The organism is Curtobacterium sp. MCSS17_016, assembly GCF_003234255.2.
GTDB classification, from domain to species: domain Bacteria; phylum Actinomycetota; class Actinomycetes; order Actinomycetales; family Microbacteriaceae; genus Curtobacterium; species Curtobacterium flaccumfaciens.
The window spans coordinates 3,200,292-3,221,129 of record NZ_CP126254.1 but is presented as its reverse complement, the minus strand read 5'-3'; the positions used below and the strand labels follow the sequence as shown (position 1 = coordinate 3,221,129).

The following is a 20,838-nucleotide window of genomic DNA, read 5'->3' as shown; positions in this document are numbered from 1 at the left end:
TACCTGTCGCGTGGTGTGGCGCCGTCTGGTGTCGATTCGTCCGGTGTGGGCGGACAGCCCGACCAGATGTGCGCCATCGCGAGACTGTGGCATCGCCGAACGCCCGCGAGAAGGGTTGTGTCGATGTGTGTCGGAGGGTGACTTCCCATGACACGTGACCACGCTGCGACGCCGTGAGCGTTCGCAGCAGCCGTTTCGCGGTGCTGCGCGTGTGCGATGGCCGCGGAGCCGGTCGGACGAAGACGGGAATGCTCCTCCGAGAGACCCGCGTCGGCCACGCTCACAGGAGCGCGCATCATCGAGCGAGCGCGCACCCGCCAGAGGACCGGCCGCTGCCTTGCTTGGTGTGGGCGATAGCCGTGGTCTCGGCGCCGTTCACTCCGGTGAGGTTCAGGACGGCGGTGTCGTCCCTGCGCCCTCGGTGTCGTCGGCACCCGCAAGACCTGTCCCGGCCTGATCGAGGTTCTCGTGGGGGTCACCCATGTCTCCGGTCGCAGCGCCGGTGCGGGACAGCCCGAAGTGTTTGCGGACGGCGTTCGCCTCGGCGGGGGACAAGGTGCGTCCGGCTCCGAGGGACGGCGCGTCCTTGATCGCGTCCTTCGTGTACCCGACGTGCACGTCGGTTCCGTCGAACGTGGCGTCGTCGGCGGGGACGAGCGCCTGGTGACGCCCGAGCAGTCCCGTCGCGACACAGACGTAGGCCGCACTACCGTCCTCGTCGGAGGGGAACACCTGCACGACCTTGCCCACTGATACGCCGTTGCGATCGCGGACAGTCGCACTCTCGACCTGGTGGATGACACCCTTGGTGATCATGACCGTAGTCAACGCCCTCGAGTCTGACGCCTCGCAGACGCCGACCTTCAGGCCGGAGGGACCCGACCCTCCGGGTCCGAGGCTGCGGTGGTCCGTTCAGTCCCTCAGGCGTTCGCCCGGCGACTGGAACAGTTCGGTGTTGCGGACCTCGGGCCTGCCCAGTTGCGAGCCGTGTCGCTGGCGAAGTCGAGTTGCCCGCAACACGCACGCCGCGATCAAGAGCGCCATGACGACCCATCCGGTGATGGCGAGCGGCCCGACAAGGCGTTCGTCGAAAGGCGGGAAGAGCATGGACTGGTACGAGGCGAAGCTGTTGAGTGCCGCATGGGCGAGCACGCAGGGCAGAAGCGATCCACTCGCAAGCCGAAGCCAGCCGATCAGCACGCCCGCGCCGACACAGCCGATCATCATCATGATGATCCCGAGGGGATTGCGTTCCTCGTAGTTCAGGCCGAGCAGGATCGCGGGAGCGTGCCAGAGACCCCAGATCGCGCCGCTCACGCACAGCGCCCATCCAGTGCCGAGCGGCAGCAGTTTCGGGAGGAGCCAGCCGCGCCAACCGACTTCTTCGCCGGTCGCAGCGATCGCGGTGATGGCAATCCCGATCGGGAGGTTCAGCAGTTGCAGCAGCGCCAGGAGCGCCATCGGCATCGGCGGTTGCTCGCCCGTGACTCGAACGATGAGTTCTTTCGCCATGGAGTGTTCGGGGTCGAGCTGCACCCACCCGAACAGCATCCCGAGGCCCCAGCTGCCGGAGATCAGCACAGCAGCTCCGGCGATGCCTGCGAGAGCGAAGCGCCAGCCTCGACGCGTGAAGAAGCCAGCCAGCCCGAGCGCAACCAGGATCGCTTTCCCGCGGCGACGTTCGAGCGTGACCGCGACCAGCAGCGCTGCGAGGCCCGGTGTGAACATCATCGCCACGGTCGCGATGTACGCACCAGGGTTCCCGACGGGGTCCGAGAGGTCCGCGCTCGCCTGAATTGCTGGCCAGAGCAACACCCACGCCGCACCGTAGGCCAGGCACATGAACACGCTGACCGCACCCCACCGAGTGCCCCGCGACCTCCCAGCTGCGGTCTCGCTCTCGTTCTTTCGCGCCCTGATCTCGCTCATGGTGCCTCCTTGTCGAGTCGTAGCAGCCAGTACGGAACGACTGCCCACGCCGGGCCCGCCAGGATTGCCCACCAAGCTTCTGGTGCCACGGTCGAGGCCGCGACTCCCGCGATGATCAGCCAACTGATCGCCACAGCGGCGATGAATCCAGCGGTGACCGCGCAGGCGATCCGACCTTTCCGCCGCTCTCGAGCGAAGGCAGATCCGACCGCAGCGACGAGAAAGAGGGTCTGCACGGCAGCGAGAAGGCTCACCGTCCCCAACGGGGTCCCGTATCCGCCTGGGCTGCCGTCAGGACCGAAGGTCGTAGCGATCCGATCGGGGAGTCGGTTCCACCACACACTCGTGACTGCGATCTCGATGAAGACGGGGACGGCCGCGGCGAGGGAGCCAAGAGACGCGCTACGCACGTGCTGCGCGCTCACCGGACCCCAGCGCCATTCACGCTAGGGCTGTGCACGGTACCGTGCTGCCTTCTGCCGAGGCGGGACCAGAACTGGTGCGTCTGCTCATGCGGCGTGTACGGCATCGCGGCGATGCCGACGATCGCAATCATGATCAGCCCGAAGCTCCAGAGCCCCATCGTGATGATGATCGCCCCGTGCAGCACCACGCACAGGACCAAGGCAATCGAACGACTTCGCGGGCCACACAGAATCAGCACACCGATCGCGATCTCCGCTATCACCGCACCCCAGGTCACGCCCACCGTCACAGCGGGCAGCGTTGTTGCAGCTTGTAGGACAGGAGCAAGCGGTCCGCTCGCCCCGAAGAACGGGTCCCGAAGGACGTAGTACTCGGCTGTGCCGTTGACCCATTCGGGCGCGAACAGCTTGGCGATCGCGGCGTTGAAGTAGATCGCAGTGACCTGCACTCGCATGACCATGAGACCTGCGAGCGCCACTTGTCGGCGCCAGTTCGCGACGGTATGCGGCGGACCGAGCAGCCAGCGACGTCGGTCGGCGAAACTGACGGCGACGAGGAGCAGGGTGCACACCGCGGCCGCTTGGTCGCCCCCGTCGGGGAGCGAGATCGACCCAGCGATCGAGAACGCAACCCACGCGTGCAGGATCGCCATCACGGTCGGCGCAACCCCAGCCGCAACCCCGATGAGGATCATGACCATGGCGGATGTGACGAGCGCATCGGGCAAGGATCGTCCAAGGCAGTATGTCGAAGCGTTTCGAAGCCCATCACAAACCGGTCCGGCTCCGCTTCCCACCAGAGTCTGCATCAACGCGTCGTACGGCGTTGCCACGAGGATCGTGAGTTGAGCCAGCACGAGCGTCCCGCGAAAGCCGCTGAAGCGGAGCGTCTGAAGGTCCAACCCGCGGAGAGTGCGCCGCAGTCGGGGAGCGCTCACCTCAGCGAAGATCAGTTGCACGACACCTCCACACGTGCAGCCTGCAGCACCCGGAAATTCGGGAGATCGAAGCTACGGAACTCGAACGGAGTCGCCTTCTCCTGAGCGAGGAGGAGATCTCCGCAGAGAGTCTTCCGCTTCGCCCCATTCCTCAGAGCCTGCGGTCGCTCTTCGGCTGCCTGCCGGATGCACTTCTGAGACGCAGACTTGTCCACGCACTTCTTCCAGTTCGCCACCTGCTGATGCAGCGCTGCTAGCTCAGGACCCTGCGCACGCTGCGCGCGCGAGACGCCGAACATGTTCGCTTCTTTGCCTTGCGGCAGCGAAAGCGCCGATTCGCTTGTCTGCGTGCGGTAGGCGACGTACTGCCGGCCCTTTGACGACGCAGTGAAGAACTCCCAGCGCTGTGGCGCTATCGTCAGCACAGCATCTCGGACCGCCACGGCGACAGGTTCACGACTCGACAACGCGTGTGGGGACAGCGACTGCACGATGGTGAGCGCCGTCCAACTCATCAGCACCACGACCGTCGTGGCGAACGGCCAGAGCACTCGTTCCGAACTCATCACCGCAGGGCGAGAGTTAGCTCCGAGGCAAAGGCAGCACTCGAATCGCGGTTTCCTGACTTCGGCCACAACTTCACCTTCACGGAAACAGCCGCCCAGACCAGGACGCCGACTGCGACGACGACGAGGCACTTGCCGTCGCCGGTAATGGTGGCAGAGTCCGAGGTGGCGATGAGGTTGGTCGCGGTTTCAAATGCGTGCAGCGCATCGAGCACCCGGTACGGGTCGCCGCTCTGCAGCGGGACGGTGATGTTGTCGTGAAACTGCGGGTAGGCGTTCTGGTACTCCGTGGTTACGGCGGAGATCTGCGCAGCTGTCAGCTTCTGCTCGCCGCTCGGTACGTACTTGACAAGCTCTGGGTGCTCAGCGATGACCCGCCCCTGCCCGGTGAACAGCTCGATCACGTTCCGATCGGAGAGCGGGGCTCGCTCGGCGGCGAGGTGATGCGTCGTCGGTGTTGCTGCCTGGGCAGGCAGCGCCGGCACCGTGATTGCAGCGGAAACGGTGACCATCACGGCCGCAGCCGCGATCATGATCTTCGACATCGAAGGTTTTTCCTCTCGAGGTTCTTGTCAGTTGCTCGACGGCAAAGCAGCCGTCAGCTCGGCCGCGAACTGTTCCTCGGTCAGGGCGGAGCCGGATCGGCCCGCGACCCAGACAAGGACGCCCAACCACAGCGTTGCAGCGACAGCAACGGCGACCAGCAGGGCGCACTTGCCGTCGCCGGTGATGGTGGCGGATTCCGAGGTTGCGATGCGTTCGGTTGCGGTTTCGAATGCGTGCAGCGCGTCGAGAACTCGGTACGGGTCGCCGCTCTGCAGTGGGACGGTGATGTTCTCGTGAAACTGCGGGTAGGCGTTCTGATACTCCGCAGTCACGGCGGAGATCTGCGCAACTGTCAGCTTCTGCTCGCCGCTTGGTACGTACTTTGCAAGCTCCGGGTGCTCGGCGATGATCCGTCCCTGGCCGGTGAACAGCTCGATCACGTTGCGGTCAGAGAGCGCAGCCCGCTCGGCAGCGACCTGATGCTGCGTTGTCGGTGACGTTGCGTGGGCCGGTAGCGCCGGCACTGTGGCTGCAGCGGAAACGGTGACCATCACGGCCGCAGCCGTAATCATGAACTTCGACATCGAAGCCCCCTTCTCGCGCGGCCCCTCCGCGCACGGGTATGAACGTACATGATGTGAAGTTTGAACCGCAACATATCGACCGATTGGAAATGCGGCGCTCGCAGAACCCCGCTAACGCTGTTCGGGTTCGGGTTCGGGTTCGGGTTCGGGTTCGGGTTCTGGTCGCGACACCAGTACCAACGCGCCCAGTCGACCGGCCGGAAGCCGCGCCTCCAGGCCGGATCGAGAGCCGCGCACGCGGCGGACGCAACGGGAACGGCGGCCCTCCTCCTTCCGGAGGAGAGCCGCCGTCTCGCGGTGATCAGTGGGCCGACGGGACCGCCGTGCCGACGAGCTCGGCCCGCACGATGTCCGCACCAGCCGACAGTGCGCCGAGCTTGTCCAGCGCCGCACCCCGCGCCAGGGGAGCCATCCCGCAGTTGGAGCTCGGGATGAGCTTGTCCGCGTCGACGAACTCGAGCGCCCGACGGAGCACCTCCGCGACCTCCTCCGGGGTCTCCACGGTCTCGGTCGCGACGTCGATCGCCCCGAGCATGACCTTCTTGCCGCGGATCAGCTCGACGAGCTCGAGGGGAACGTGGGAGTGGATGCACTCCAGCGAGACGATGTCGATCGACGACTGCTGCAGGAGCGGGAAGGACTGCTCGTACTGCCGCCACTCGGCCCCGAGCGTCTCCTTCCACTTGTTGTTCGCCTCGATGCCGTAGCCGTAACAGATGTGCACGGCGGTCTCAGCGTGCAGGCCCTCGGTGGCGCGTTCGAGTGCGGCCACGCCCCAGTCCTGCACCTCGTCGTGGAAGACGGTGAAGGCGGGCTCGTCGAACTGGATGATGTCGACGCCGGCGTCCTGGAGCTCCCGGGCTTCCTGGTTGAGGATCGTCGCGAACTCCCACGCCAGCTTCTCGCGGCTCTTGTAGTACTGATCCGAGAGGGTGTCGATCATCGTCATCGGGCCGGGCAGCGCCCACTTGATCGGCCGGTCGGTCTGGGCGCGCAGGAAGCGAGCGTCGTCCACGAAGACCGGCGCCCGGCGGCTCACGGCACCGACCACGGTCGGGACGGCCGCGTCGTACCGGTCACGGATCCGGACGGTCTCCTTGCGGTCGAGGTCGACGCCGTCCAGGTGCTCGATGAACGTCGTGACGAAGTGCTGGCGGGTCTGCTCGCCGTCGCTGACGATGTCGATGCCGCGGCGCTCCTGCTCGTGCACGGCGGAGCGCAGGGCGTCCTGCTTGCCCTCGGTCAGTGCTGCTCCTTGCAGCTCCCAGGGGGACCAGAGTCGCTCGGGCTCGGCGAGCCAGGACGGCTTCGGCAGGCTGCCGACGATCGAGGTGGGGAGGAGAGAACGCATGGGTGTGACGGTCCAGTCAGTCGAAGGGCAGAGGAAGTCAGCGCGCGAGGGCGGGGTCAGCCCACCGGGCGAGGAGTGCGTGGTGCGGCCGCACCAGGTGCTCCTCGGTCCACCGGCCCTGCGTGATCCCGAGGCGGCTGCGCTCCTCGCGGTCGTAGGTCACCGGGGTGGGCGTGAAGTCGGTGTGGTCGAGGGTGGGGCGGTAGGTGCTGCCGGCCGGGGTGTTCGCTGCGTAGACCTCCGGGCGGTAGATCTTCTGGAACGTCTCCATGGTGGCGATCGTGCCGATGAGCTGGAGGTCCGTGTAGTCGCCGGTCAGGTCGCCGCGCGTGTAGAACGCGAGCGGGGCAGCCGCTCCGGCGGGCTGGAAGTACCGGACCCGCATGCCCATCCGGCCGAAGTAGTCGTCGGTGAGCGAGGAGCGCTCGTGCTCGTACTCGGCGCCGAGCACCGGGTGGACGTACCCGTTCCGGCGGTAGGTCTGGCTCGTCGAGACGCTGATGCAGACGACGGGCTCGGCACCGAACTGCGACCCGAACACGTCTGACTCCAGGAAGCGCTGGAAGAGCGCCCCGTGCAGCTGGCCGAAGTCGGACGGCAGCGACGGCGACGACGGCAGCAGCACCGAGAAGTCGTAGTCGCGCAGGTACGACGAGAAGTTGTTGCCGAGGATCCCCTGGTGGTGCTCGCCGGTGTGCTGGTCGACGATCGTGACGTCGAGCATCTCGAGCAACGGGAACTCGGCGTCCGAACCGCCGTCTGAGAACTCCAGCGCCACCGAGACGATGTCGAGCTGCAGACGGTAGCGGTCGTGCGCCGCCGCGGCCAGCTCGTTCGCTCGCCCGTCGATCATCGCCAGCGCAGCGCGGAGGTTCTGCTGACGGCGCTCGCCGCGCGCCAGGTTGGCGAAGTTCGTGGTCAGCCGGGAGCTGTCGGCGGGGGAGTAGTCCTCGTCGAACCGGGTCCGGGTGATGCGGAAGGTGAGGTCGTTCGCCATGGTCGGCAATCTGTTCGTCGAGCGCCCGCGGGCGCTGGGGAAGGGGTGCCTCGATCATGGCGGGATTCCCAGGCCATCAGGTAATACCGAGACGCTATGCACCGGTATAGCCTCGGCCTATGGCCCGTGTCTCGAACGACATCACCCTGCAGCAGCTCCGGTACTTCATCGAGGTCGCGACGGAGGGCTCGATCAGCGCAGCGGCCGACCTGCTCTACGTATCGCAGCCGACGATGTCCGCGGCGATGAAGGACCTCGAGACGCGGATCGGACGCCCGCTCTTCACCCGATCGGCCAGGGGGGTCGTCCTCACCGTCGACGGCGTCGAGTTCCTCGGGTACGCCCGGCAGGTCGTCGAGCAGGTCTCCCTGCTCGAGCAGCGCTACGTCGGTGGACAGCGGTCGCGTCGGCTGCTCGGGGTGTCCGCCCAGCACTACTCGTTCGCGGTGGAGGCCTTCGTGCGCATGGTCGAAGCTGCTGCTGCGGACGAGTACGAGTTCTCGCTGCGCGAGACGCGCACCTGGGACATCATCGAGGACGTCCGCACGCTGCGCAGCGAGGTGGGCATCCTCTACCGCAACGACTTCAACAAGCAGGTGCTCGGCAAGCTGCTGCGGGACGCCGGCGTCGTGTTCACACCGCTGTTCGTCGCACAGCCCCACATCTTCGTGGCCAAGCGGAACCCGCTCGCGTCGCGGGAGCGTGCGACCCTCGAGGACCTCGCGGACCTGCCGCGGCTCACGTTCGACCAGGGTGCGAACAACTCCTTCTACCTGGCCGAGGAGATCCTGTCGACGATGTCGAGCAAGCGGGAGATCCGGGTGTCGGACCGGGCGACGATCTTCAACCTCATGATCGGCCTGGGCGGGTACACGATCTCGACCGGGCTGATCAGCGACGACCTGGACCCCGAGATCGTCGCCATCCCGCTCGACGTCGACGAGCGCATCGAGATCGGCTGGATCGCGCACGCGTCGGTTCCCCTCACCGTGCAGGCGCAGGCCTACCTGGACGAGTTGCGTGCGGTGGTCACCAGCTACGGCGTGGAGCCGCTCGGGTAGGCAGGCGTCGGTCCGGCGGTTCCAGCGATCGGCCTGGAGGCCCGACACGCGTCCGTCAGGAGGCTGCGGTCTCGAGCATCGCCGTCACGTGCGGCGCGCTCCACCGCAGGAGCGCGTCAGATGGCGGGTCCTCGAGGTCCTCACCCCAGATCGCGACGGCGGCGCCCGACATCGGAGCCGCGAGCAGCGAACCGGAGTCGCCGTCCCACGTCCGGAGTGACCAGTTCTCGCGGAGGTCGGCGACGGTGTACTCGCTGTCGGCCGGGTCGAGGTCCGTCGGCACCTCGTAGAGGTAGTACGAGTTGTAGTTGAGCAGGTCGACCCCGGCCTGCTGCAGGTCGACCGCACTCGCCCGCCGTGCTCGCCGTTCGCGCCGCTCGGCTGCGTCCTCGGTGTCGCCGTCGAAGCTCCAGTACGTGACGTGGATGCGCGGGTCCAGCCGCCCGACCGCGACCCGATCGATCCCGTCGTTCCACGCCCAGACTTCGCGGTTGCCGACCGTGGCCGCCATCGCGTTCATCCAGGCGACGCGTTGGGCGGCGGTGACGTCGTCGCCCCATTCATCCCCGCCGATGTGCACGGTTCGGCTGGAGGGGAAGGTCTGCTGCACCTCTGCGTACAGCTTCTTCGCCAGCGCGAGACTCGCGGGCGCCGACGTGTCGAGCTCGTTCTCGCCCGAACGGATGCGGTCGACCCACTTCGTGCCGTGCTGCGCCTCGAGCAGGTCGAATGCCGCAGCCATGTGTCCAGGAGTATCGATCTCGGGCACGATCGCGACACTCCGCTTCGCCGCGTAGTCGGAGATCCCGCGTGCCTGCGCGACGCTCAGGAACGGGTGATGGGTCACGCGGCTCGTGTAGACGCCGTCGTCGAGATCAGCGTTCGCGGGGGTCTGGCCGAGGACCGTGCTCTCGATCCCGACGTTCTGGTCATCGGTGAGGTGCAGGTGCAGGAAGCGCCCGCCGTCGTCGGCCAGGAGGTCGATGTACCGCTTGAGCAACGCCACGGGGTAGTAGGCGCGAGCGACGTCGAGCATCACGCCCGTCTCCGGACGCGCGCGCTTCGTGGGCTTGGTGGTGACGGTCGCAGAAGACGTGCGGCACTGCTTCGCGGAGTACGCACCCACGCAGGCGAGGACGGAGTACTTGCCGGCTTCGGCACGGGAAGGTGTCCCGCGAACTGCGGTGACCGAGGTGCTCGACCCAGCGGCGAGTGCTTTCACCGCGACCCGGCCGAGCGTGTACTTCTTCGTGCCGGCGGACAGGTACAGCCACGCGGAGGAGGCCGGCTTCCGCACCGAGGCGGTGTTCTTGACCTTGAGCGTGGTGCGAACGGCGGTGCCGGTCGAGGTGACGGTCGTCGTCGCGGTGACCTTCGTGACCGTCACCGCCGAGGCTGCGGTGTCCGCTGATCCTGCCGTTGCACGGATGCCGACCAGAGCTGCGGCCGACAGGGCGATCGCCAGGCCGACCGCGAGCGCGCGTCTGGCAGACGATCCGGGACCCACGTGCCCCTGTTGACGCACCACGACGTTCTCCCCCTCGAACACCCCGTTGCCCTCGTTGGATCAGGATGCGCGCACGATCGTATCCGCACCGCGTCGAACGCACATTGCCCAGCGACGTGCAGCGGGGCTCCTCAGCGGACCTCCGCACTCGCCCACAGCGCACGCACAAGACTCCGGGCGCGGCGAAGAACCGGCTGCAGGCTGAGGGCAGCCCCGACGACCAGCGTGCCGGCCTGCGCGAGGAGGAACGCCACGAGCGCCACCGGGATGAACGCGGTGACGATCCAGGCGGCGGCGAACCCCACGAGCATCACCGCGAGGACCCGCACGGCGGCGAAGTTCTGTGGACCGCGAAGGACCAGCAGCCCGCCGGCAGCGAAGGTCAACGGGACGAGCGCCTGCAGGACGACCGCGATGGGGAGCCACAGCTGGCTGCTGGTCGCCGGCGACAGGGTGGTCACGAAGACGACGGTGGCGGCCGCGATGACGAGGTGCACGGCGTCGCGAGCGAGCGCAGCACCGGCAGCGGCGACGACTCCTGCTGACACGGAAATAGCAGCGACCATCAACACTTGCCCTGCTGCGACCAGATGCGTTCCGATGAAGCCGAGCAGGTTGTCGACCGCCAGCAGCGAGGCGCCGGTGGTGGTGACCATCAGGGCGGCGGTGGCAGCTCTGCGAGTGGAGGGTCGGGTGCTTGACGCCCTCACCGCCTGTCTCCGCCCGCGTGGCATGCGACCCGGATCTTCTTCATGTTCTTCCTCTCGGTTCGCGCCACGGCACGGCCAATCGATCCAGAATGCTGCACATCAGTACAAGCCACAACCTCGCACCCGCGGTGGCACCGCGGAATCGCTCTTGACTACGTAGACAATCCCGTGGTTGTCTTGCTCCCACATCCGGTCCTGGCCGGTCCCACGGAGCAGCGAAGGAGCTGACGATGAGCGGCAACGCATCGGTTCATCGCCTCCGTCCGGCCTCCATGACCGACGTCGCGACCCTGGCCGGCGTCTCCCAGAAGACCGTCTCCCGCGTGGTGAACGACGAACCGCACGTCACCGAGGCGGTCCGCGCCCGGGTCCTCAAGGCGATCGACGAACTGGGCTTCCGCCCGAACGCAGCCGCCCGCTCCCTCAAGTCGCAGCGCTCCCGCCGGATCGGTCTCATCACCATCGGCACGAACCTGTACGGCCCGACCGCCATGCTCACCGGCGTCGAGCAGGCGTGCCGCACGAACGGGTACAGCCTGGCCATCGTCCGGACCGTCGCCGCGACCGCATCCGAGCTCCAGCCGGCGGTCGACTCGCTCGTCGGCCAGGACGTCGAGGCGATCGTCTTCTCCGAGCCGGTCGAGAACCAGATGGACCAGCTCCGCCTGCCCCAGGGCGTGACGGTGCTGACGCTCGGGCCGCCGGACGTCGCCGACCGCGAGAACACCCTGGCGGTCGGTCTGGACGAGAGCGGCGCTGCGTTCGCGGCCACCGATCACCTGCTGGCCCTCGGGCACGAGACCGTGTGGCACATCGCGGGTCCGGCGGACTGGACCTCGAGTTCGCGCCGGCTGGCGGGGTGGCGGGCGGCGCTGCAGGACGCCGGCGTCGCCGAGCACGCGCCGGTCGAGGGGGACTGGTCGCCGCAGAGCGGCTACGAGGCCATGCGCTCGTTGCTCGGCCGCCCGGACCTGACAGCGGTCTTCGTCGCGAACGACCAGATGGCGATCGGCGCGATGTCCGCCATCCAGCAGCACGGGTTGTCCGTGCCGGGTGACGTCAGCATCGTCGGCTTCGACGACATGCCGATCTCGGCGTACCTGCCGACGCCGCTCACGACCATCCGTCAGGACTTCGACGAGGCCACCCGCCTCGCGATGCACCGCCTCTTCCGCACCCTCGACGGCCACCCGCCCGCCGAGCGCCACCGGATGCTGCCCGGCCAGCTGATCACGCGCGCCACCAGCGCGCCGCCGTCCGCTGAGCGGCGTCACCTCCGCCCCGCCGACTGAACCCCCGGACGGGAGGCGCGGCCCGCGTCCGTCCCGTGAGTGAGCGCTCACGCGCGCTCACCGCCACTTCCGCACGCACCTCGACGACGACGTCAGGAGACCTCCGTGACCCCAGTACCCAGGCGACTTTCCCCACCTGCGCCACCCGTGCCTCCAGGCCGTGGGCCGAGCCGACGCGACCTGCTCCGGTGGGGCGCCGCCGCTGGCGGCAGCATCGCCCTCGGCGCGCTGCTCGCCGGCTGCTCCCCGCAGTCGACGGCCGCCGTCCGTTCCGGACGCGCCGACCTGTCCTTCTGGACCCACGACCCCGGCTACGAGAAGTTCTTCACCGAGGCGTTGCCGGTCGCCGACCGGAAGTCGGACTTCGACTTCGCGCTCGACATCACCACGATCGCGGCGGCGGACATCCCGACCAAGCTCATCGCGCAGGCCGTCGCCGGCACGGGGACGCCGGACGTCGCCGGGCTCGAGATCGGGGCGTTCTGCCGGATGCTCCGCGGGGACATCGCTGCCGAACTGCTGAGCGACCTCTCGCCGTCGGTGGCGTCGCGCAAGGACGACCTGATCGCTGCACGACTCACGCCGTTCTCGAAGGACGGGCACCTCTACGCGCTCGATTCGGACACCCCGTTGTGCGTCTACTACCACCGAGCCGACCAGTTCGAGGCCCTCGGCATCCCCGACGACCTGACGACGTGGGAGGAGTACATGGACGTCGGCGCGAAGCTCAACAAGAGCAAGGGCGTCTCGCTGCACGCCGTGGCGGTCACCGATCCGGGCGGCACGCTGCAGAGCTACCAGATCCTGCTGCTCCAGCGGGGCGGCGACCTGTACGACGAGGACGGCGGCATCGCCATCCAGACGCCGGAGGCCGAACGCACCCTGCAGTTCCTGGTCGACGGTGTGCAGTCCGGGGCCATCGCGACGGTCGCTGACATGTACGGACCGAGCCTGCAGTCCGGGCTGAAGGGCGGCACGATCCTGGCCGTCGACATGCCCTCCTGGTACGCCAGCTACGGCATCAAGCCGAACGTGCCCGAGCAGAAGGGCAAGTGGAAGGTGCGGAACCTGCCCCGGTTCGCGGGTGGTGGCAGCACGACGAGCGTCGGCGGCGGCACCGGGTTCTCGGTGCTCCGCGACAAGCCGCTCACGAAGGCCGGGATCGACCTGGTGCTCGCCGCGTACCTCGACCCGGACCAGCAGGTGAAGCGCTACCAGGACCTCGGTTACCTGCCGACGCTCCGCTCGGTCTACGACGACCCGCGGCTCGCGGCGCTGAGCGACCCGTACTTCGGCGGGCAGCAGCTGTTCGGCGTCTACAAGTCGGTCGTCGACGACGTGCCCTCGCAGCACCAGAGCGCCGATGCCTCGATCCTGCAGACCGTCCTGAGCGGCTACCTCATCAAGGCCTACAAGGGCCAGATCTCCCCGAAGCAGGCGCTCGACGCCGCTGCGGCCGACTTCCGCGGCCAGACCCGCGCCTGAGGAGGACGACGTTGTCCACATCAACCGCCACCGGAATCCCGGTGTCCGCCACCACGACCACCACCGATCCACCCGATCGCCGTCGCCGCCGCCTGAACACGAACGGTGGCAGCGCGCCGTACCTCTTCATCGCGCCGTTCTACGTGCTGTACGGCCTGTTCATGATCGTGCCGGTGCTCGCCGCCGTGTACCTGTCACTCACCGAGTGGGTCGGCCTCGGCACGCCGAACTGGATCGGCCTGTCCAACTACGCGAACCTGTTCCGGGACACCAGCTTCGGCACAGCCCTGGTCAACTCGTTGATCTACACACTCATCGCCGTGTTCGTCATCGTGCCGTGCTCGCTCCTGGTCGCGCAGGCGCTCAACGCCAAGGGACTCCGCGCCCGAGACCTGTTCCGGGTGACGTTCTTCATCCCGATGGTGCTGTCGCCGATCGTCATCGCGCTCATCTACAGCCTGGTGTTCGACACGAACTACGGACTGCTCAACGCCACGCTCAAGGCGTTGTTCGGACTGCCGAACACCGACTGGCTCGGCGACCCGACCCTCGCGAAGGTCGCCATCGGCTTCGTGCTCCTGTGGCGCACGGTCGGGTACCTGACGATCTTCTTCCTGGCAGCACTGCAGAACGTGTCGCCCGAGCAGTACGAGGCCGCGTCGCTCGACGGGGCAGGCACCTTCCGGAAGTTCACCAACGTGACGCTCCCGGCGATCCGACCGGTCACGGCGTTCGTTGTGGTGACGAGCTTCATCAGTGCCGCGCAGCTGTTCGACGAGCCCTACCTGCTCACCAAGGGCGGCCCGGGCGAAGCAACGCTCTCCGTCGCCATGTTCATCTACCGCGCCGCCTTCGAACGGCAGCAGTTCGGGTACGCGGCAGCCGCCGGTGTCGTGCTGTTCGTCGTCGTGTTCGGCGTCAGCCAGATCCTCAACCGCGCACTCGCCATCGGGAGGGACGCATGACCGCCACCACCGACCGCCCGGACACCCGGGCCGTCACGACCGCCGGAAGCCGGGCGCCCCGGTCCGGGCCGCCCCGCACCAGGGGCTGGATCGCTCGCCGCGGCCTGCTCTACGCCACACTCGTGGCGTTGCTGCTGGTCTTCGTGTTCCCGCTGCTCTGGGCGCTTTCCGGCTCGTTCAAGCAGCGTGGCGACATCTTCGCGACACCGCCCACGCTCATCCCGAGCCCGGCGACGGGGGAGAACTACACGAAGCTGCTCGCCACCCAGCCGTTCTGGGCCTGGTTCGGCATCAGCGTCGGCACCGCCCTGATCGCGACCGTCGTGTCCGTGTTCGTCTGCGCGATGGCCGGGTACGGCTTCGCGAAGTTCCGGTTCCGGGGCAAGCGGATCCTGTTCGCCGTGATGTTCTCGTCGCTCTCGGTGCCGTTCGCGGTGATCCTCGTGCCGCTCTTCATCCTGGTGGTGAAGTCCGGGCTGACGAACCCCTGGTTCTCGCTCGTCGTCCCGTGGGTGGCGCCGGCGTTCGGCATCTTCATGATGCAGCAGTTCATCGTGCAGGCGATCCCCGACGAACTCATCGAGGCGGCCCGCATCGACGGCAACTCCGAGTTCGGCACGTTCCGCCGGGTCGTGCTCCCGCTGCTCCGACCGTCGCTCGGCGCCCTGGCGGTGTGGAGCTTCCTGCAGAGCTACAACTCCTTCCAGTGGCCGTTGGTCCTGCTGTCCGACTCGAGCCAGTACACGTTGCCCCTCGGCCTCAACGCGATCTTCGCGTCGGAGAACCGGTCGTACGACCTGGTGCTCGCCGGGGCCGTGCTGGCGAGCGTGCCGACGATCCTCGTGTTCCTGCTCCTCCGCAAGCAGCTGCTCGACGGGCTGACCGCGGGGGCGGTCAAGGGATGACCGACACCCGCACCCACCACCGATCCTTCTCGAACGGAGCACCCAGCACCATGCAGCACGACCGCGTCCTCTTCGGCGCCGCCTACTACCACGAGTACCAGCCGACCCCTCGGCTCGACGAGGACATGCGCCTGATGCAGGAGGCCGGCTTCTCGGTCATCCGCGTCGGTGAGTCCGTCTGGAGCACCTGGGAGCCGGAGAACGGCCGCTTCGACCTGGAGTGGCTCGCACCGGTGCTCGACGCCGCCCACGAACACGGCATCCGGGTGATCCTCGGTACACCCACGTACGCCGTGCCGATGTGGCTCGCCCGCATCGTGCCGGAGATCAACGTCCGCCGCCGCACCGACGGCGAGGCGATGGGCTGGGGTGCCCGGCAGGAGATCGACTACGCCCACCCGGCGTTCCTGTTCCACGCCGAGCGGGTCATCCGGAAGATCGTCGCCCGCTACGCCGAGCACCCAGCCGTGATCGGCTACCAGGTCGACAACGAACCGGGCAACGAGCTCATCGCGAACCCCGAGGTGTTCCAACGCTTCGTCGACCACCTGCGCCACACCTACGGCAGCGTCGAGCGGCTGGACGAGGAGTGGGGCCTGACCTACTGGTCCCACCGGCTGTCCACCTGGGCGGACCTGTGGACGCCGGACGGCAACGCGCAGCCGCAGTACGACCTTGCCTGGCGCCGGTTCCAGGCCTCGATCACGACGGACTTCATCGCCTGGCAGGCATCGGTCGTGCGGGAGTACTCGCGTCCGGACCAGTTCGTGACCACGTGCATCGCCTACGAGCGGCCGACCGTCGAGGACGAGGTGCTCACCCGGACGCTCGACGTCACCGCCGGCAACCCGTACTACCGGATGCAGGACGCCCTCGAGCTGCCGAGTGCCGAGGAACCCGCACAGTTCTGGACCTCGTCCGGTGCCTGGTCGATCTTCGCCTCAGGCGACCGCATGTACGGGTCGAAGCAGGCACCGTTCCTGGTCACCGAGACCAACGCGCAGGCCATCGGGTTCTCGTGGATGAACGAACCGGCCTACGAAGGGCAGTGGCGCCAGGCCGCCTGGGCGCTCGTGTCCCGAGGCGCGTCGATGATCGAGTACTGGCACTGGCACACGCTGCACTACGGCGTCGAGACGTACTGGGGTGGCGTCCTGCCGCACTCGCAGCAGCCCGGTCGCACGTACGAGGAGATCGCCCGGATCGGAGCGGAGTTCGCGCACGCCGGGGACCGGGTCGCCGGCCTCCGCCCCCACGCCGACGTCGCCCTGCTGTTCTCGAACGAGTCGAAGTGGGCGCTGAACGAGCACCCGGCGCTCGGCGACGGCATGGAGCCCGACCGGCGCTCGTGGCAGACGATCTACGACGCCTACGCCCGAGGCGTCTTCGATGCGGGACTGCAGGCGAACACCGTGCACCCGTCGCAGGTCTTCGACCGTGAGCCGGCGTCCTTCGCCGCGGAGCGTCCGGTGCTCGTCGCTGCCGCGTTCACCATCGCGACCGACGCCCAGCTGCAGTGGCTCGCCGCCTACGCCGAGGCAGGCGGTCACCTGGTCGTCGGCATCCGCACCGGGTACGAGGACGAAGAAGCCCGTGCGCGGCTCGAACGGAAGCCCGCGTTCCTCGACGTGCCCGCCGGCGTGCACTACGACGAGTTCAGCAACCTCGGCCGACGCATCCCGGTGTCCGCCGGAGCCGCTGCCGCTGAGCACGGGTTCACCGTGCCGGCCGGTGCGACGGCCACCCGGTGGGCGGACGGCCTGCTCGTCGACGACGCCGACGTGCTCGTCGGGTACGACCACCCACACCACGGTCGGTTCGCCGCGGTGACGACACGGTCGCACGGTGCCGGTCGGGTCACCTACGTCGGGACCGTCCCGGATCCGGCGCTCGCCGCAGCGATCACGGAGTGGGCGGTCGGCCAGGGCAGCGGGTCGCCGAGCTGGCAGCCGCAGGCCGACACGCAGTCGGTTGCGAGCTCGGTCAACGGTCGCGGAGAAACGGTGCACGTCATCCACAACTGGTCGTGGGAACCGAGCACGTACGCGGTGCCGGTCGCCGCGGAGGACCTGTTCGAGGGCACGGCGCTCGCCGCGGATGCCGTGCTCGAGCTCGGGCCGTGGGACGTCCGGGTGGTCGTCGTCGCATAGCGAGACCGGAGCAGGCGGGCCGTCGGGTCGGACGGTCCGCCTGCTCCTTCTGTGCAACAGCGGCACTCGGACAGTGGTCAGGCCGCGGCCCGGAACGCCTCCAACGCCGTTCGGGCTTCCGTTGACGACGCGAGTGAGACGGAGCGGCTGCCGATGCCCGTCGCCAGGGACAGCGCGACGGCGGCGGCACCGACCTCGGACGCCGAGACCCACTCCGGCTCGCCGTCGACGAACCGGGTCCGCACCGGCCCGAGCACGAGCGCGTGGACACGCTCGTCCGGCGACTCCGCCGCGAGGACCCGCTGCATCATGAGCACCGCGGCCTGCTCCATGCTCACCAGCCCGCTGCCCGGCACCGGGAACTCGGCGGACTGCCCGACGACCACCGTGTACGCGCCGACGCCACTGAGCCGCGGGACGATCGCCCGCGCCAGTGCCATGTGCGCCGTGGCGAGCCCGGTGAACGCTCCCGCCCAGTCGTCCTCGTCGATGGTGGTCAGGGGCCCGCCCTGCCACCATCCGCCCACGGGGACGACCACGTCGTCGATGCCGCCGAGTCGTTCGGTCATCTCGGCACCGAGTGCTTCCGCCCCGGCGAAGGACGTGTAGTCGTGCGTCGGCAGGTGCAGCAGCTGGGAGGTGCCGATCGCGCCGAGCGCGGCGCGGAGTTCTGTGCCGCGCGCATCCGAACGGGTGGGGACGACGACGTCGGCACCGGCGTTGAGGTAGGCGCTGACGATGCCCTCCCCGACACCGCCTGTGCCGCCCGGCACGAGGACGCGACGACCTGAGAGGTCAGGGTTGATGGGATCTGTGGACATGTTCGACTCCTTGGTGAGACCAATGTTGGTTCAACCAACGATACGCGCAATTGGTTGGTCGCACCAACTGATAGTCTTCGGGCATGGCCGACGACCCCACTCCACCCCAGGCGCTCCGGACGCTCGTGAGCTGGCAGGCCGGGCGACTCGCCACGATCGGTGCGCGCCTGACCAGCGCCCGGATGCCCCTCGAAGCGCGGTCCGACTTCGCGGTGCTGGCAGCGCTCGACGAGAACGGCGCGCTGAGTCAGGCTGAGATCGGTCGGGCGCTGGGTCTGGACCGCAACAACGTCAACGGCATCGTCGTCCGGCTCGAAGGAGACGAGGCCGTGACTCGAGAGCCCGACCCGTCGGATCGCCGTCGGAACGTCGTCACGATCACGGCCGCTGGTCGGGTCAGGCTCGCCGAGATCCAGGTGCTCGCGGATGCCGTGCAGGACGAACTGCTCGCCGCGTTGTCCACGAAGGAGCGGAAGGACCTCATCCACCTGCTCGACCGGGTTCTCTCCGTTCACGGTGGCCAGTCCGCCTGACCCCGCGGACGACTCCGCAGGGCCGACCGCCCAGGGGTGACGGCGACGATCCTCGCTGCTATGTTTGCGCGCACAACAAATCCCGGACGACGATGTCGGAGGACGCGCGATGACGCACGCACCAGATCACCGCTTCGGCGAGACGACCCTGACGGCCGTCGATGCCGAAGGCAATCCCATCCCCGATGCCGACATCACCGTCGAGCAGACCGGCCATGCCTTCGCCTTCGGCAACATCGGCTTCGACTTCATCGAACTGGCCAACGGCGAAGCGTCCGGCGAAGCCAACGCCGAAGCGCAAGACGAAGCAGACACCGAGCACCTCGCCGACCTCTACACCGACGTCTTCAACACCGCGACGCTCCCGTTCTACTGGGGCCGCTTCGAGCCCGAGCGCGGAGCCCCGGAGACCGCCAGACTCCTGACGACGGCGCAGTGGTTCCGCGACCGGGGCATCGCCCTCAAGGGTCACCCGCTCGTCTGGCACACCGTGCAGCCCGACTGGCTGCTGGGGCTCCCGCTGGACGAGGTCGAGCGGCTCCAGCGCGAGCGCATCCGCCGCGAGGTCTCCGCTTTCGCCGGCACGATCGACACCTGGGACGCCATCAACGAGGTCGTCATCATGCCGGTGTTCGACAACGGCGACAACGCGATCACCCCGCTCGCTCGGGCCAAGGGTCGCATCCCGATGATCCGGATGGCCTTCGAGGAGGCCCGCGCCGCCAATCCACACGCCACCCTGCTGCTCAACGACTTCGACCTGTCGAGTGCGTACGAGTGCCTGATCGAGGGCGTGCTCGAGGCCGGCGTGCAGATCGACGCCATCGGGCTGCAGACCCACATGCACCAGGGCTACTGGGGCGAGGACGCGATGCTCGCGATGGTCGACCGGTTCGCCCGCTACGGCCTGCCGCTGCACCTGACCGAGACCTCGCTCGTCTCCGGCGACCTCATGCCCGCGCACATCGTCGACCTCAACGACCACCAGGTCGCTTCGTGGCCGTCGACGCCCGAGGGTGAGGCGCGCCAGGCCGACGACATCGAACGGCACTACCGGAGCCTGGTCGGCCACCCTTCCGTCGAGGCGATCACCTACTGGGGCATCACCGACGCCGGCGCCTGGCTCGGCGCCCCGATCGGACTCGTCCGCGCCGACGGCACCCCGAAGCCGTCCTACGACGCGCTCCGCCGCCTGGTCAAGGAGGAGTGGTGGCTCGGCCCGACGGTGCTGCGCACCGACGACCGCGGTCGGGTGCAGGTCCGCGGCTTCCGCGGCGACTACCGCGTCGACGTGCGTGGCACGTCCGCCCCGTTCGCCGTCACCGACGTGCCCACGCAGGTGCAGATCGTCGCGTGACCACCTGACGGACTGGAGGCCCGGTGCGGCCCCGCCCCGCGCCTCCAGTCCGTCAGTGGCGGACCTGGCTGTGGGGGTGCTCATGGCTCTGATCGGGGTGGTGCGCTTTGCTGGGCGAGACCAGCGGACCGTCCGCGGCACCGTGAGGGGTGGACTTGATGCGTATGAGCAGACCGCACGGACGGCTCCTGCTCGTGCAACGCTCGGTCCTCGTGACCGCCGTGCTGGCGTCGGGGCTCGCACTGGTGGCCGGGTGCAGTTCGCCCCGCCTGCCGCCGTCGTCCGCAACCGCCGTCGAGGTGACGAAGGTGTACCTGGCTGCGGCGAAGGCGCAGCGGTGTGACGTGACGAAGGCGTTGACGCTCGACAGCACGTGGGCGTGGTGCCGGAACCCGACGCTGCGGAAGTACACCGTCGCGGACAAGGCGGAATCGGTGCCGTTCAACCCTGGCCACAAGGCGGAGTCCTGCGTCGACACAACGGTGACGAGTCGAGCGTCGGAGGAATCGGAGCCGATGAACGGGACGCGCACGTGGAGCTTCTGCTTCACGAAGACGGCGTCCGGCTGGCGCCTCGCGGACCAGGGACAGGGCTAGGGCGCGCCCCTCCCGAGGCGGCCGGAAGGGCCAGGCGTCAGCGTGGGTGTGCGGCACCGCGACGACCTGGAGGTACGGGCCGACCATCTCGAGCAGCTCGACGGCGTCAGCGCTGAACCA

Annotated in this window: 21 protein-coding genes; 9 read left to right on the top strand and 12 right to left on the bottom strand. The window is 68.3% G+C overall.

All coding sequences use genetic code 11. The features are described from left to right. Nucleotides 1-390 precede the first annotated feature (390 nt). The 9 genes from DEJ19_RS15210 to DEJ19_RS15175 form a co-directional block, all read right to left on the bottom strand. A complete protein-coding gene (locus DEJ19_RS15210) occupies nt 391-816 on the bottom strand; it encodes a hypothetical protein (RefSeq protein ID WP_111232853.1) in 426 nt (141 codons plus the stop codon). Between the two features lie 96 nt (nt 817-912). Beyond that, nucleotides 913-1,929: a CPBP family intramembrane glutamic endopeptidase gene (locus DEJ19_RS15205; protein WP_111232854.1), complete on the bottom strand. Its 1,017-nt coding sequence runs from the start codon at nt 1,927-1,929 to the stop codon at nt 913-915. Then, nucleotides 1,926-2,339, bottom strand: coding sequence for a DUF1648 domain-containing protein (locus DEJ19_RS22025; RefSeq protein ID WP_502869792.1), 414 nt, complete (start codon nt 2,337-2,339; stop codon nt 1,926-1,928). The genes DEJ19_RS15205 and DEJ19_RS22025 overlap by 4 nt, the downstream gene beginning before the upstream one ends. Nucleotides 2,340-2,350: 11 nt before the next feature. Continuing rightward, nucleotides 2,351-3,313: a sporulation-delaying protein SdpB family protein gene (locus DEJ19_RS15200; protein ID WP_111232856.1), complete on the bottom strand. Its 963-nt coding sequence runs from the start codon at nt 3,311-3,313 to the stop codon at nt 2,351-2,353. After that, entirely contained in the window at nt 3,304-3,858 is a 555-nt protein-coding gene (locus DEJ19_RS15195) for an SdpA family antimicrobial peptide system protein (protein WP_111232857.1), read from the bottom strand. The genes DEJ19_RS15200 and DEJ19_RS15195 overlap by 10 nt, the downstream gene beginning before the upstream one ends. Further along, nucleotides 3,858-4,403, bottom strand: a complete 546-nt coding sequence (locus tag DEJ19_RS15190; protein ID WP_111232858.1) for a sporulation delaying protein family toxin — start codon at nt 4,401-4,403, stop codon at nt 3,858-3,860. The genes DEJ19_RS15195 and DEJ19_RS15190 overlap by 1 nt, the downstream gene beginning before the upstream one ends. A gap of 27 nt (nt 4,404-4,430) precedes the next feature. Then, a complete protein-coding gene (locus DEJ19_RS15185; protein ID WP_111232859.1) occupies nt 4,431-4,988 on the bottom strand; it encodes a sporulation delaying protein family toxin in 558 nt (185 codons plus the stop codon). A gap of 301 nt (nt 4,989-5,289) precedes the next feature. After that, nucleotides 5,290-6,339 (bottom strand): methionine synthase, encoded by a 1,050-nt coding sequence (locus DEJ19_RS15180; protein ID WP_111232860.1) that lies wholly within the window; start codon nt 6,337-6,339, stop codon nt 5,290-5,292. Between the two features lie 37 nt (nt 6,340-6,376). After that, a complete protein-coding gene (locus DEJ19_RS15175) occupies nt 6,377-7,336 on the bottom strand; it encodes a putative oxygenase MesX (protein WP_111232861.1) in 960 nt (319 codons plus the stop codon). 119 nt (nt 7,337-7,455) lie between these two features. Between DEJ19_RS15175 and DEJ19_RS15170 the strand changes: the two genes are divergently transcribed. After that, complete coding sequence (locus DEJ19_RS15170) at nt 7,456-8,397, top strand: LysR family transcriptional regulator (RefSeq protein WP_017886883.1); 942 nt, start codon at nt 7,456-7,458, stop codon at nt 8,395-8,397. 55 nt (nt 8,398-8,452) lie between these two features. Here the strand turns inward: DEJ19_RS15170 and DEJ19_RS15165 are convergent, their stop codons facing one another. Then, a complete protein-coding gene (locus tag DEJ19_RS15165) occupies nt 8,453-9,904 on the bottom strand; it encodes a family 20 glycosylhydrolase (protein ID WP_146250631.1) in 1,452 nt (483 codons plus the stop codon). 131 nt (nt 9,905-10,035) lie between these two features. Next, nucleotides 10,036-10,560 carry a hypothetical protein gene (locus DEJ19_RS15160; RefSeq protein WP_111100418.1) on the bottom strand — a complete coding sequence of 175 codons (525 nt, stop codon included), beginning with the start codon at nt 10,558-10,560 and terminating at the stop codon, nt 10,036-10,038. Between the two features lie 284 nt (nt 10,561-10,844). Between DEJ19_RS15160 and DEJ19_RS15155 the strand changes: the two genes are divergently transcribed. From DEJ19_RS15155 to DEJ19_RS15135, 5 genes are all read left to right on the top strand, one after another. Further along, complete coding sequence (locus tag DEJ19_RS15155) at nt 10,845-11,906, top strand: LacI family DNA-binding transcriptional regulator (RefSeq protein ID WP_209050904.1); 1,062 nt, start codon at nt 10,845-10,847, stop codon at nt 11,904-11,906. Nucleotides 11,907-12,053: 147 nt separating this feature from the next. Next, on the top strand, nt 12,054-13,391 hold the full coding sequence (locus DEJ19_RS15150) for an ABC transporter substrate-binding protein (protein WP_110864172.1): 1,338 nt from the start codon (nt 12,054-12,056) through the stop codon (nt 13,389-13,391). A gap of 11 nt (nt 13,392-13,402) precedes the next feature. Further along, nucleotides 13,403-14,356, top strand: a complete 954-nt coding sequence (locus DEJ19_RS15145) for a carbohydrate ABC transporter permease (RefSeq protein WP_209136492.1) — start codon at nt 13,403-13,405, stop codon at nt 14,354-14,356. Then, nucleotides 14,353-15,261 carry a carbohydrate ABC transporter permease gene (locus DEJ19_RS15140; protein ID WP_111232863.1) on the top strand — a complete coding sequence of 303 codons (909 nt, stop codon included), beginning with the start codon at nt 14,353-14,355 and terminating at the stop codon, nt 15,259-15,261. The genes DEJ19_RS15145 and DEJ19_RS15140 overlap by 4 nt, the downstream gene beginning before the upstream one ends. Next, on the top strand, nt 15,258-17,411 hold the full coding sequence (locus tag DEJ19_RS15135; RefSeq protein ID WP_258377360.1) for a beta-galactosidase: 2,154 nt from the start codon (nt 15,258-15,260) through the stop codon (nt 17,409-17,411). Before DEJ19_RS15140 ends, DEJ19_RS15135 begins: the two co-directional genes overlap by 4 nt. 77 nt (nt 17,412-17,488) lie before the next feature. On the opposite strand, the gene DEJ19_RS15130 is transcribed toward DEJ19_RS15135, so the two are convergent. After that, entirely contained in the window at nt 17,489-18,232 is a 744-nt protein-coding gene (locus DEJ19_RS15130) for an SDR family oxidoreductase (RefSeq protein WP_111232864.1), read from the bottom strand. An 83-nt stretch (nt 18,233-18,315) separates the two neighbouring features. Between DEJ19_RS15130 and DEJ19_RS15125 the strand changes: the two genes are divergently transcribed. The 3 genes from DEJ19_RS15125 (at nt 18,316) to DEJ19_RS15115 (ending at nt 20,718) form a co-directional block, all read left to right on the top strand. Beyond that, entirely contained in the window at nt 18,316-18,765 is a 450-nt protein-coding gene (locus DEJ19_RS15125; RefSeq protein WP_111232865.1) for a MarR family winged helix-turn-helix transcriptional regulator, read from the top strand. Nucleotides 18,766-18,874: 109 nt separating this feature from the next. Continuing rightward, complete coding sequence (locus DEJ19_RS15120) at nt 18,875-20,122, top strand: endo-1,4-beta-xylanase (protein WP_111232866.1); 1,248 nt, start codon at nt 18,875-18,877, stop codon at nt 20,120-20,122. A 158-nt stretch (nt 20,123-20,280) separates the two neighbouring features. Next, nucleotides 20,281-20,718 carry a hypothetical protein gene (locus DEJ19_RS15115; RefSeq protein ID WP_284176498.1) on the top strand — a complete coding sequence of 146 codons (438 nt, stop codon included), beginning with the start codon at nt 20,281-20,283 and terminating at the stop codon, nt 20,716-20,718. The last annotated feature ends 120 nt before the right edge of the window (nt 20,719-20,838 follow it).

Excerpts from the sequence above, each read along its gene's own strand:
- DEJ19_RS15210 (WP_111232853.1), bottom strand. The coding sequence starts at position 816 with ATGATCACCAAGGGTGTCATCCACCAGGTCGAGAGTGCGACTGTCCGC.
- DEJ19_RS15205 (WP_111232854.1), bottom strand. The coding sequence starts at position 1,929 with ATGAGCGAGATCAGGGCGCGAAAGAACGAGAGCGAGACCGCAGCTGGG.
- DEJ19_RS15195 (WP_111232857.1), bottom strand. The coding sequence starts at position 3,858 with ATGAGTTCGGAACGAGTGCTCTGGCCGTTCGCCACGACGGTCGTGGTG.
- DEJ19_RS15190 (WP_111232858.1), bottom strand. The coding sequence starts at position 4,403 with ATGTCGAAGATCATGATCGCGGCTGCGGCCGTGATGGTCACCGTTTCC.
- DEJ19_RS15185 (WP_111232859.1), bottom strand. The coding sequence starts at position 4,988 with ATGTCGAAGTTCATGATTACGGCTGCGGCCGTGATGGTCACCGTTTCC.
- DEJ19_RS15180 (WP_111232860.1), bottom strand. The coding sequence starts at position 6,339 with ATGCGTTCTCTCCTCCCCACCTCGATCGTCGGCAGCCTGCCGAAGCCG.
- DEJ19_RS15175 (WP_111232861.1), bottom strand. The coding sequence starts at position 7,336 with ATGGCGAACGACCTCACCTTCCGCATCACCCGGACCCGGTTCGACGAG.
- DEJ19_RS15170 (WP_017886883.1), top strand. The coding sequence starts at position 7,456 with ATGGCCCGTGTCTCGAACGACATCACCCTGCAGCAGCTCCGGTACTTC.
- DEJ19_RS15160 (WP_111100418.1), bottom strand. The coding sequence starts at position 10,560 with ATGGTCACCACCACCGGCGCCTCGCTGCTGGCGGTCGACAACCTGCTC.
- DEJ19_RS15155 (WP_209050904.1), top strand. The coding sequence starts at position 10,845 with ATGAGCGGCAACGCATCGGTTCATCGCCTCCGTCCGGCCTCCATGACC.
- DEJ19_RS15140 (WP_111232863.1), top strand. The coding sequence starts at position 14,353 with ATGACCGCCACCACCGACCGCCCGGACACCCGGGCCGTCACGACCGCC.
- DEJ19_RS15135 (WP_258377360.1), top strand. The coding sequence starts at position 15,258 with ATGACCGACACCCGCACCCACCACCGATCCTTCTCGAACGGAGCACCC.
- DEJ19_RS15130 (WP_111232864.1), bottom strand. The coding sequence starts at position 18,232 with ATGTCCACAGATCCCATCAACCCTGACCTCTCAGGTCGTCGCGTCCTC.
- DEJ19_RS15125 (WP_111232865.1), top strand. The coding sequence starts at position 18,316 with ATGGCCGACGACCCCACTCCACCCCAGGCGCTCCGGACGCTCGTGAGC.
- DEJ19_RS15120 (WP_111232866.1), top strand. The coding sequence starts at position 18,875 with ATGACGCACGCACCAGATCACCGCTTCGGCGAGACGACCCTGACGGCC.
- DEJ19_RS15115 (WP_284176498.1), top strand. The coding sequence starts at position 20,281 with ATGCGTATGAGCAGACCGCACGGACGGCTCCTGCTCGTGCAACGCTCG.